The organism is Pseudomonas sp. PS01298, assembly GCF_029959745.1.
GTDB classification, from domain to species: Bacteria; Pseudomonadota; Gammaproteobacteria; order Pseudomonadales; family Pseudomonadaceae; genus Aquipseudomonas; species Aquipseudomonas aylmerensis.
The window spans coordinates 1-11,302 of the sequence record NZ_JASCPP010000154.1 but is presented as its reverse complement, the minus strand read 5'-3'; the positions used below and the strand labels follow the sequence as shown (position 1 = coordinate 11,302).

11 protein-coding genes are annotated in these 11,302 nt (G+C 64.1%); 7 read left to right on the top strand and 4 right to left on the bottom strand.

Annotation, left to right across the window (positions count from 1 at the left end; genetic code table 11):
* Positions 1 to 904 precede the first annotated feature (904 nt).
* The 6 genes from QMX97_RS29755 to QMX97_RS29730 all read left to right on the top strand — a co-directional run bounded on the left by QMX97_RS29755 (position 905) and on the right by QMX97_RS29730 (position 6,744).
* Positions 905 to 1,669, top strand: coding sequence for an SDR family oxidoreductase (locus QMX97_RS29755; protein WP_213553198.1), 765 nt, complete (start codon positions 905 to 907; stop codon positions 1,667 to 1,669).
* Positions 1,670 to 1,680: 11 nt separating this feature from the next.
* A complete protein-coding gene (locus QMX97_RS29750) occupies positions 1,681 to 2,481 on the top strand; it encodes a glucose 1-dehydrogenase (protein ID WP_106803489.1) in 801 nt (266 codons plus the stop codon).
* 45 nt (positions 2,482 to 2,526) lie between these two features.
* The gene (locus QMX97_RS29745; RefSeq protein ID WP_065907327.1) at positions 2,527 to 3,480 is read left to right on the top strand and encodes a sugar-binding transcriptional regulator; all 954 of its coding nucleotides are present in this window, start codon (positions 2,527 to 2,529) and stop codon (positions 3,478 to 3,480) included.
* A gap of 22 nt (positions 3,481 to 3,502) precedes the next feature.
* Positions 3,503 to 4,426, top strand: coding sequence for a transaldolase (tal, locus tag QMX97_RS29740; RefSeq protein ID WP_106803488.1), 924 nt, complete (start codon positions 3,503 to 3,505; stop codon positions 4,424 to 4,426).
* Positions 4,423 to 5,418, top strand: a complete 996-nt coding sequence (locus QMX97_RS29735; protein WP_106803487.1) for a DJ-1/PfpI family protein — start codon at positions 4,423 to 4,425, stop codon at positions 5,416 to 5,418. Before tal ends, QMX97_RS29735 begins: the two co-directional genes overlap by 4 nt.
* 126 nt (positions 5,419 to 5,544) lie before the next feature.
* Positions 5,545 to 6,744, top strand: coding sequence for an NAD(P)/FAD-dependent oxidoreductase (locus QMX97_RS29730; protein WP_282398089.1), 1,200 nt, complete (start codon positions 5,545 to 5,547; stop codon positions 6,742 to 6,744).
* Positions 6,745 to 6,765: 21 nt separating this feature from the next.
* Here the strand turns inward: QMX97_RS29730 and aqpZ are convergent, their stop codons facing one another.
* The 4 genes from aqpZ to QMX97_RS29710 form a co-directional block, all read right to left on the bottom strand.
* On the bottom strand, positions 6,766 to 7,461 hold the full coding sequence (gene aqpZ / locus QMX97_RS29725) for an aquaporin Z (protein ID WP_256595076.1): 696 nt from the start codon (positions 7,459 to 7,461) through the stop codon (positions 6,766 to 6,768).
* Between the two features lie 110 nt (positions 7,462 to 7,571).
* Positions 7,572 to 8,762 carry a sugar transporter gene (locus tag QMX97_RS29720; protein WP_065907348.1) on the bottom strand — a complete coding sequence of 397 codons (1,191 nt, stop codon included), beginning with the start codon at positions 8,760 to 8,762 and terminating at the stop codon, positions 7,572 to 7,574.
* Between the two features lie 123 nt (positions 8,763 to 8,885).
* Positions 8,886 to 9,248, bottom strand: a complete 363-nt coding sequence (locus QMX97_RS29715; RefSeq protein ID WP_120448939.1) for a type 1 fimbrial protein — start codon at positions 9,246 to 9,248, stop codon at positions 8,886 to 8,888.
* 86 nt (positions 9,249 to 9,334) lie between these two features.
* Complete coding sequence (locus QMX97_RS29710) at positions 9,335 to 10,333, bottom strand: bile acid:sodium symporter family protein (RefSeq protein WP_065907352.1); 999 nt, start codon at positions 10,331 to 10,333, stop codon at positions 9,335 to 9,337.
* An 85-nt stretch (positions 10,334 to 10,418) separates the two neighbouring features.
* Here QMX97_RS29710 and QMX97_RS29705 point away from each other — a divergent pair, with 85 nt between their 5' ends.
* Positions 10,419 to 11,207, top strand: a complete 789-nt coding sequence (locus QMX97_RS29705) for a helix-turn-helix transcriptional regulator (protein ID WP_065907354.1) — start codon at positions 10,419 to 10,421, stop codon at positions 11,205 to 11,207.
* Positions 11,208 to 11,302: the final 95 nt, after the last annotated feature.

Below are 11,302 nucleotides of genomic sequence, written 5' to 3'. Positions count from 1 at the left end.
GCGTTGGGCTGCGCAGCAGCCCCCTTCAGGCCCCTGCGTTGAATCAGACACACCGCAGTGGCAGATCGAGGGGCCGCTTCGCAGCCCAACGCGGGGCAAGCCCGCTCACCACAGGGGGCGGGGGGGGGTATTGCCAACCATGAATAAGGGAGTCATCCATGCCACTTTTCAGTCTTCAGGGCCAAGTCACCTTCGTCACCTGGACCGGCAGTGGCATCTATCCAACGGTAAAAGCGCGCCCCTTTGTGGTGAGCGGGCTTGCCCCGCGTTGGGCTGCGCAGCAGCCCCCCTCAGGCCCCTGCGTTGAATCAGACACACCCCGGTGGCAGATCGAGGGGCCGCTTCGCAGCCCAACGCGGGGCAAGCCCGCTCACCACAGGGGGGGGCGGGGGTGTATTGCTAACCATTAGTAAGGGAGTCATCCATGCCACTTTTCAGTCTTCAGGGCCAGGTCGCCTTCGTCACCGGGACCGACAGTGGCATCTATCCAACGGTAAAAGCGCGACCCCTTTGTGGTGAGCGGGCTTGCCCCGCGTTGGGCTGCGCAGCAGCCCCCTTCAGGCCCCCGCGTTGAATCAGACACACCCCAGTGGCAAATCGAGGGGCCGCTTCGCAGCCCAACGCGGGGCAAGCCCGCTCACCACAGGGGGCGGGGGGGGTAATGCCAACCATGAATAAGGGAGTCATCCATGCCACTTTTCAGTCTTCAGGGCCAGGCCGCCTTCGTCAGCGGTGCCGACAGTGACATCTATCCAACGGTAAAAGCGCGCCCCTTGTGGTGAGCGGGCTTGCCCCGCGTTGGGCTGCGCAGCAGCCCCCCCTCAGGCACCCGCGTTGAATCAGACACACCCCAATGACAGATCGAGGCGGGGTGTATTGCTAACCATGAATAACGGAGTCATCCATGCAACTTTTCAGTCTTCAGGGCCAAGTCGCTTTTGTCACCGGTGCAGGCAGCGGGATCGGACAGGCCATCGCCGTCGGGCTGGCCGAGGCCGGCGCCGATGTGGCGTGTTTTGACCTGCCCGGCAGCCCCGGTATTGCCAGCACCGTAGAACGCATCCAGGCATTGGGCCGTCGTGCCCTGGCCCTGAGCGGCACCGTCACCGAGCGCGCCGCGCTGGACGCCGCCGTCGCTCGCACCGAAACCGAACTCGGCCCGCTGAGCGTGGCGGTCAACTGCGCCGGCATCGCCAACGCCCAGGCCGCCGAAGACCTCGAGCTGCAGCGCTGGCAGACCACCCTGGACATCAACCTCACGGGCATCTTCCTCAGTTGCCAGGCCCAGGCCGCCGTGATGTTGCCGCGCGGCAAAGGCGCCATCGTCAATATCGCCTCGATGTCCGGCAGCATCGTCAACCGCGGCTTGCTGCAGGCGCACTACAACACCTCCAAGGCCGGGGTGATCCACCTGAGCAAAAGCCTGGCGATGGAATGGGCCGACAAGGGCCTGCGGGTCAACTGCATCAGCCCCGGCTACACCGCGACGCCGATGAACTCGCGCCCGGAAGTCGCCGACCAGGTGAAGATTTTTGAACAGACCACGCCCATGGGCCGCATGGCCAGCGTGGAAGAAATGGTCGGCCCGGCGATTTTCCTGGTCAGCCAGGCCTCGTCTTTCTGCACCGGTGTCGACCTGCTGGTCGATGGCGGCTTCGTCTGCTGGTAAGGAGTCTTGTGATGTCGCAACGTTTCAGCGGTAAAACCATCGTGATCACCGGCGCCTGCCGTGGCATCGGCGCCGGCATTGCCGAGCGCTTCGCCCAGGAAGGCGCCAACCTGGTACTGGCTTCCAATGACCTGGAACGCGTGACCTTCACCGCCGACCAACTGGCCCGGGAATACAAGGTCGACGCCCTGGCCCTGGCCATCGACGTCACCCGTGAAGACGACATTGAAAAGCTCTACCGCGAAGGCCACGCACGCTTTGGCAGCATCGACGTGTCGGTGCAGAACGCCGGCATCATCACCATCGACCACTACGACAAAATGCCCCGCGCCGACTTCGACAAGGTGCTGCAGGTCAACACCACCGGCGTGTGGCTGGGCTGCCGGGAAGCGGCCAAATACATGGTCAAGCAAGGCAGCGGGCGGCTGATCAACACCTCGTCCGGCCAGGGCCGCCAGGGGTTCATCTATACGCCGCACTACGCCGCGAGCAAAATGGGCGTGATCGGTATCACCCAGAGCCTGGCGCTGGAACTGGCGCGGCATAACATCACGGTCAACGCGTTTTGCCCCGGCATCATCGAAAGCGAAATGTGGGACTACAACGACCGCGTGTGGGGCGAGATCCTCAGCACCGAGGAAAAACGCTACGGCAAAGGCGAGTTGATGGCCGAATGGGTCAAGAACATCCCCCTGCGGCGGGCCGGCAAACCCTCGGATGTGGCAGGCCTGGTGGCGTTCCTGGCCTCCGACGATGCCGCCTACCTGACCGGCCAGGCGATCAATATCGACGGCGGCCTGATCATGTCGTAAGGGTTTGGTATCCTCACCCGCATTGATGTCACCACTGAGGCCTTCATGAGCCAAATCGAAGAACAGCGCCTGATCACCAAGATCGCGAGCCTCTATTACGAAGAAGGGCTCAAGCAGTCCGAGATTTCCGCACAGCTCGACCTGTCCCAATCCTTTATCAGCCGCGCCCTGCGTCGGGCGCTGCAGGAAGGCGTGGTGAAGATCAGCGTGATGCGCCTGCAAGGCCTGCACCTGGAGCTGGAAACCCAGTTGCAGCGCCGCTATGGCGTGCGCCGGGTGATCGTGGTCGAAGCCACCGAACCGGGCAATGACGAGAGCATCAAGCAGGCCATCGGCTCGGCCGCCGCGCATTACCTGGAGACCAGCCTGTCGCCGCAGGATCACATCGGCATTTCGTCGTGGAGCAGCACCATTCGCGCCATGGTCGGCCACCTGCATGCACAACCGGGCAAACAAGGCGCCCAGGAAGTGGTACAACTGTTGGGTGGCGTCGGTAACAAAGGCGCGTTTGAAGCGACCTTGCTGACCCAGCGCCTGGCCACCCTGCTCAACTGCCCGGCGTTCCTGCTGCCCTCGCAAAGCATCGAGCAATCGGTGGAGAGCAAGCAGCGCATCGTGCAGATGGAAGAGGTCAAGGAAGTGCTGCAACGCTTTGACAGCATCACCCTGGCCATCGTCGGCATCGGCGACCTGGAGCCTTCGCAACTGCTGCGCAACAGCGGCAACTACTACACCGAGGACATGCTGCGCCTGCTGGCCGAGCGCGGTGCTGTCGGCGATATCTGCCTGCGCTACTTCGACGCCCAGGGCAAGCCGGTACTGGAAGAAGATGAAGAGTTCGTGGTGTCGGTGGCGCTGCCCAAGCTGCGCAGCATCCACCGCGTGCTGGGCCTGGCCGGCGGGCTGAACAAGGTCCAGGCGATTCGTGGCGCGCTCAAGGGCGGCTACCTGGACATCCTGATTACCGACCTGGATACCGCACAGGCCCTCAACCAATAACCTCTTTTGGAGACTGCCGCTCATGACGTCCAAGCTCGAACAACTCAAGCAATTCACCACCGTGGTCTGCGACACCGGCGACCTGGAAGCCATCAGCCGCCTGCGCCCGGTGGACGCCACCACCAACCCTTCGCTGCTGCTCAAGGCCGCCGCCATCCCGGAATACGCCGACCTGCTGCGCCGCGCCGTGAGCCATGCCAAAGGGGATGTGGGCCTGGCCGGCGACCACTTCGCGGTGTCGGTGGGTGCGGGGATTCTCAAGGTGATTCCGGGGCGCATCTCCACTGAGGTCGACGCGCGCCTGTCATTCGACGAAGACGCGCTGTGGGCCAAGGCCAACCAGTTGATCGCCCTCTACGACCAGGCCGGCATCGGCCGCGATCGCGTGCTGATCAAGCTGGCCTCGACCTGGGAAGGCATCCGCACCGCCGAGCGCCTGGAAAAGGCCGGTATCCAGACCAACCTGACGCTGCTGTTCTCCTTCGCCCAGGCGGCTGCCTGTGCCGACGCCGGCGTGTTTCTGATCTCGCCGTTCGTGGGCCGCATCTACGACTGGTACCGCAAGAACACCGGCCTGGACTACACCGGTGCCGAAGACCCCGGCGTGCAGTCGGTCACGCGCATCTACAACTACTACAAGGCCAACGGCATCAAGACCGTGGTGATGGGCGCCAGCTTCCGCACCCTCAGCCAGATCGAACAGCTGGCCGGTTGCGACCGCCTGACCATCAGCCCGGAACTGCTGCAAAAGCTTGATGAAGACCAGGGCCCGCTGGCACGCAAACTCACCCCGGGCGCCGACGGCGAAGCGCGCCTGCAGTTGACCGAAGCACAGTTCCGCTGGGCTTCGAACGAAGACGCGATGGCCACTGAGAAACTCGCAGAAGGCATTCGCCAGTTTGCGCGGGACCAGGAAAAACTGGAGGCGGTGTTGTCGGCGCTATGACCCCCGTCCAGCCGCTCGGCCAGTCGCGCACCTTGGTGTTCCTGGCCTACCCGCAAATGGGCCTGCTCGACCTGACCGGCGCCCAGACCGTGTTCTGGGCGGCCACCAAGGCCATGGTCGAGCGTGGCCTGCCGGGCTATGTGATGCACACCGCCAGCCTGGCGGGTGGCTTGATGCCAACAGCCGAAGGCTTGAGCGTCGATACCCTGCCACTGGCGCAATTTGACCCCGCCACCCTCGACACCTTGATCGTACCCGGCGCCCCCGCCATTCAACAGGCGATGGCCGCCAACACCGACCTGGTGGACTGGCTGCGTCATGCCTCCACCCAGGCCCGGCGCACGGCTTCGGTGTGCAGCGGCACGTTCCTGCTGGCCCAGGCCGGCTTGCTCCAAGGCCGGCGCGCTGCCACGCACTGGGCGATGTGCGACATGCTCAAGCGCGGGTTCCCGAGCATCGAAGTGGACATGGACGCGATCTTTGTCCAACAAGGCAATGTGTGGACGTCGGCAGGCGTGAGTGCCGGTATCGACCTTGCGCTGGCGTTGGTCGAGGCCGATTGCGGGCGTCACGTCGCCCTGCAAGTGGCGCGGGAGCTGGTGGTGTTTCTCAAAAGGCCCGGTGGCCAGGCCCAGTTCAGCCAACTGCTGCAAGCCCAGACCGATGACACTGCGGGTTTCGACGCCTTGCACCTGTGGATCGCCGATAACCTCAGCGACAGCGAGCTTACGGTGGAGCGCCTGGCAGAACAAAGCCGCATGAGCCCGCGCAATTTCGCCCGGGTCTACAAGCAAAAAACCGGGCGCACCCCGGCCAAGGCCATCGAGTTGTTTCGCGTGGAGGCGGCACGACGCCTGTTGGAAGACTCCCAGCGCAACATCGACCAAGTCGCGCACCTGTGTGGCTTTGGCGATGAAGAACGCATGCGCTACACCTTCCATCGCCACCTGTCGATTTCCCCTCGCGACTACCGCGCGCGCTTTTCCCGCTGACAGCAGGCCGGTTGGCAGTAATTCAGGGTTTTGTGTCCTACCCGACAAACAACCGCGCTCTTAGAGTAGGCCGGTAACGCATTGCACCTTGAGCAATCGTATCGACCTGGTCCCTGGAGCATCCCCATGAAGCAGCACATCCTTATCATCGGCGCCGGCTTCGGCGGTGTCTGGAGCGCCTTGAGCGCTGCACGCCTGCTGGATAAACATAATCGCCATGACGTGCAGATCAGCGTGCTGGCCCCACAGCCGGCGCTCCGTATTCGTCCACGTTTCTACGAAGCCGACGTGCATGCCATGCAAGCACCGCTGGGGCCATTGTTTGCGGCGGTCGGCGTGGACTTCATCGAGGGCGCCGCCGACCGCATCGATGAAAATGGCAAGCAGGTGACCTACCGCAATGCGGCTGGCATAGCCACCACCCTCACGTACGATCGCCTGGTTCTAGCCGCTGGCAGCCGTCTGAATCGGCCACAGATGGAAGGCATCCAGCACGTGTTCGATGTGGACCAGATCGAAGATGCCACGCGCCTCGAAGCGCACATCAAGGGGTTGAACAACCTGCCCGACAGCCCGGCACGTAACACTGTGGTGGTGGCCGGCGGCGGGTTTACCGGGATCGAGACCGCGACCGAAATGCCGGCACGCCTGCGCGAAGCACTGGGTGACAACGCCAATATTCGTGTGATCGTGGTGGACCGCGGCCCGCAGATTGCGGCTTCCATGGGCGATGGTATTCGCCCGTCCATCGTTCAAGCCAGCGAACACCTGGGCCTGGAATGGAGATTGAACACCTCAGTGGCCGCGGTGGATGCCGGCGGCGTGACCCTGGCCGATGGGCAACGCATTGAGTCCAGTACCGTGATCTGGACCATCGGCTTTCGCGCCAACCCGCTGACCGATCAGGTCAGCGGCACCCTTGATCCCCAGGGCCGCCTGCATGTGGACGGCAACCTCAAGGCCAAGGGCCTGGCCGATGTCTTTGCCGCCGGTGATGTGGCCTACGCCGCCACCGATGACCTGGGTCACTTCGCCGGCATGTCCTGCCAGCACGCCATTGCCCTGGGCCGCTACGCCGGCAACAACGTCGCCGCCGACTTGATCGGTGTGGCCCCGATGACCTACAGCCAGCCCAAATACGTCACCTGCCTCGACCTCGGTGCCTGGGGCGCGGTGTACACCGAGGGCTGGGATCGTCAGCTCAAACTGGTGGGCCAGGAAGCCAAGGAGCTTAAACAGCAGATCAACACCGTGTGGATCTACCCACCCGTTGCTGATCGGGCCACCGCGCTGGCCGCGGCTGATCCGCTGATCCCGGTGGCCTGACCGCGCCTGGGGCGGCAGCTATCAACTCTGGGGTGTATTTACCGTCAGGCCACGAGCTGCCAATGCCCCCAATACCCCACCGACCATCGGCGCCAGCCAGAACAACCACAACTGCGCAATGTACTCACCGCCGGCGAACAACGCCGGGCCGGTGCTGCGCGCGGGGTTGACCGAGGTGTTGGTCACCGGGATCAGGACCAGGTGAATCAGGGTCAGCGCCAGGCCGATGGCAATCGGTGCAAAGCCTGCGGGCGCGCCCGGCGCGGTCACGCGCATGATGATCAGCACAAAGAAGAACGTGGCGATCACTTCGGCCAGCAACGCAGCCTTCATGTCGAACAGGCCCGGGCTCAGCTCGCCGTAGCCGTTGGCAGCAAAGCCGCCCATCTCGAAACCGGGTTGACCGTTGGCGATCACATACAGCGCCGCTGCAGCCGCAATGGCCCCAACCACTTGCGCCGCGATATAGGGCAGCACTTTCCCCCCGCACAGGCGGCGCCCGGCCCAGAGGCCGAGGGTCACCGCCGGGTTGAAATGCCCACCGGAGATACCGCCCACCGCGTAGGCCATCGTCAACACGGTCAGGCCGAACGCCAGTGACACGCCGGCGAAGCCAATCCCCAACCCAGGGAACGCAGCCGCCAGAATGGCGCTGCCACATCCGCCGAAAGTCAGCCAGAAGGTTCCGAGGAATTCTGCGGTCAAACGTCTTTGCACAAGTGACTCCATTGCTCTTCAGGTGCCGTCACCACAGGACGTGGGCGGTCCTGGGCGACGGTAGCAATGGGCATCATGGCGCCCTGTAAGACTTGTCTGGTTTTAGCGTTTTACCGCGGGGTTGCGGGCACACCCGTGCCGAACCGACGAATCGCCAGGCAATAGCCGATCAACGCCACCGCCGCCAGCAAGCCGCCCGCCGCGCCGATCCAGGCAAAGCCAAAGTGGCTGCCGACCCAGCTGCCCATCAGCGCACCGCCGCCGATACCGATGTTGTAGATGCCGGAGAACATCGCCATCGCCACGTCGGTGGCGTCCGGCGCGAGGACCAGCACCTTGGATTGCATGGCCAGGCCGAAGCCCATGATCGCCATGCCCCAGAACACGCTGAGGATCACCAGGTAGGATTCGGCGCCGCTCAACGGCAGCAGCAGCGACAGGCACGCCGCCAGCAGGAACACCGCGCCGACTACAAACACGTGAGGGTTGAAGCGGTGCACCAGGCTGAACAGCAGCGAACCAATGATGCCCGCGCCGCCGAACACCAGCAGGATCAGGGTGACCGCGCTGCCGCTCATGCCGGCCACGCCTTCGACGAAGGGTTCGATATAGCTGTAGGCGGTGAATTGCGCGGTGACGGTCATGGCCGTGAGCACATACAACGCCACCAGCGCCGGACGCTTGAACAGCAGCGGCAGGCTGCGCAGGGAGCCGGAGTTCTGGCTCGGCAACGGCGGCAAGGTGCGCGCCAGCCAGAACACCAGGGCAGCAGCGAAGGCGCCGATGACCAGGAAGGTCGTGCGCCAGCCCATGGCTTCGCCGAGCAGGCGGCCCAGCGGAATGCCCAGAACCATCGCCAGCGAGGTGCCGGTGGCGAGCAAGCCCAGCGCCTGCACCTGCTTGCCTTCCGGCGCCAGGCGCACGGCCAGGGACGCGGTGATCGACCAGAACAGCGCATGGGACAAGGCGATGCCGACCCGGCTGAGCATCAGGATGCCGAAGCTGGTGGCTACGCTGGAAAGAATATGGCTGGCGATAAACATGCCGAACAGCACGATCAGCAACTTGCGCCGCTCGACGTTGCGGGTCAGCAGCATCACCGGCAGCGAGGTCAGCGACACGATCCACGCATAGATGGTGAGCATCAGGCCGACACTGGCGATGGGCATGTCGAAGCTGGCGCCAATGGCGCTGAGCAGCCCCACGGGCACGAACTCGGTGGTGTTGAACACAAACGCGGCCAGCGCCAGGGCGATGACCGGTTGCCAGTTGGCTTGGGGGGTTGCGGCTGAAATGCTCATTGAAGGGCGAGGTACTCTGGCGATGATCAAGCGGCCACCCAGGACAAGCGCCGCCGCCGAGCATTCTATAGGTTTCTCGGCCGGCTGTTGACGCTCATCCCCCTCAAAATACCCTCAGCGGGGTCACGGTAAGGTCATGGTCACCACGTAGTTCCCCGACCGGATCGGCTTGCCGGCGCCATCGACGAGCACATAGCGCTGGTCGTAATACCGCCCGTTGCCACTGTCCGCGACCAGCAGCACGTGGGCCGCGTCGACACTGGCCACCGGCGCCACACCGCGTACATCGAAGTGGCTGCCGCGGCTGGCGACGGCACACTCGTGCAATTCCATCACCGCGCCACTGTGCGTATTTGTCGCACACCCGCCTTCGACGATACTGCCGTGGAACTCAATGCTGCCCTGCCCCACGATCTGCGCGGCGCCGCACGTACTCGCCCAGACACCCAGGAGGCCTGCCATTACCGAAAGACGCTTGACGCTCATGTCGACACTCCTTATTGGGCTCTTACCCACTAAGTCGTCTGCCCGGGCGTTAACTTGAGGCGCCGCGTCCAAAGGTGTGCGCTAGATCAAGGATCCACCTGCCCCATCATCTCGGGAATGCTTTCCGGGCGCTTGGCATAGCGCTGGGCCAGCGCCGCGCAGACCATCAACTGGATCTGGTGAAACAGCATCAGCGGCAGGATCAGCACCCCCATGGTCGCCCCGGCGAACAGCACCTGGGCCATCGGTACGCCGGTCGCCAGGCTCTTCTTCGAGCCACAGAACAGAATGGTGATGCGGTCTTCCTGGTTGAAGCCAAAGGCCTTGCCCAACAGCGTCGACGCCACCAGCACCAGGCCGAGCAACACGCAGCAGGCGACAACCAGGCCACCCAGTTCCCACAGCGGGATCTGGTGCCAGATGCCTTCGTTGACCGCTTCGCTGAACGCGCCGTACACCACCAGCAGGATCGAGCCCTGGTCGACGAACTTCAGCCAGGATTTATTGCGGCCCACCCACGCGCCGATCCAGCGGCGGGCGATCTGCCCGGCGACAAACGGCAGCAGCAATTGCACGCTGATTTTGAGGATCGCATCGACCGTGGAGCCGCCGTCGCCGTGCACGTTGAGCAGCAAGGTCACCAGCAACGGCGTGAGGAAGATGCCGAACAGGCTGGAGGCCGCCGCGCTGCAGATCGCCGCAGGGATATTGCCGCGCGCCAGCGAGGTGAAGGCAATCGCCGATTGCACCGTGGCCGGCAAGGCGCAAAGGTAGAGCATGCCCATGTACAGGTCTTTGCCGATCAGCGGCGAGAGCAGCGGCTTGAGCGCCAGGCCCAGCAGCGGAAACAGCACGAAGGTCAGGCTGAACACCAGCAAGTGCAGGCGCCAGTGCCCCGCACCGGCCACGATGGCCTGGCGCGACAGCTTGGCGCCATGCAGGAAGAACAGCAGCGCGATGGCCAGGTTGGTGACCCAGCCAAAGGCCACGGCGGTCTGGCCGCTGGCGGGCAGCAGGGAGGCGAGGATCACCGTGGCGATCAGCGTCAGGGTGAAGTTGTCGGGCAGAAAACGAGGGCGAGTCATAAGCGGATCTTCCGGGGGTTGCCAAGAGCGTCATCGCGACTCTAACGTAACGGCCTGTTACCGACTAACGCCAATGAGCCAGTAAATGCCGCCTAAAGGACATGCCAACACCGTGCGCCGCAGCGTGCCCGGGCTTTCCAGCCTGCCACGGCCGGTGTATGGCCGTACCGAATCGCTGCCCAACCGCGCACTGACGCGTCGGCACAGCCACCCGTGGGTGCAATTGTCCTACGCGATCTCCGGGGTGCTGGAGATCCAGACCAGCGTCGGCCGCTTCGTCGCCCCGCCGCAACGCGCGGTGTGGATCCCAGCGGGCATGCCGCACCGGGTATTCAGCTCGCCGCACACGGAGATGCGCAGTTTGTACCTCGATTGCAGCGTCACCACCTGGGCAGCCGAGCGTTGCCAGGTGCTGGAGGTGAGCAACCTGTTGCGTGAGTTGATCCGCAGCTTCAGTGAACTGCCAGTGGAGTACGCCGAGGATGGCCCGGACGGTCGGCTGGCCCAGGTGGTGCTCGACCAACTGGCGGCAGCGCCGCAGGTCGACCTGATGCTGCCGTTGCCCCACGACCCGCGCCTGCGCCAGATCTACCGCAGCCTCAACCTGCACCCGGAACAGCAGACTACCCTGGGGCAGTGGAGCCAGAAGCTGGGGGTCAGCGAGAAAACCCTCAGCCGTTTGTTCTTGAGGGACACCGGCCTGACGTTCCGGGCCTGGCGCCAGCGCCTGAGGCTATTGACCGCCCTGCCCGCCCTGGAGCAAGGCGAGCGGGTGACGGATGTGGCGCTGGGCTGTGGCTACGAATCCACCTCGGCATTCATCAACGCGTTTCGACAGCAGTTTGATGCGACGCCCGGTGAGTTCTTTCGCTGACTATAAGGTGAAGGAGATCCAAATGTGGGAGCGGGCTTGCTCGCGAAAGCGGTGTGTCAGTCGACCTCTGCAGTGGCAGATCCAGCGTATTCGCG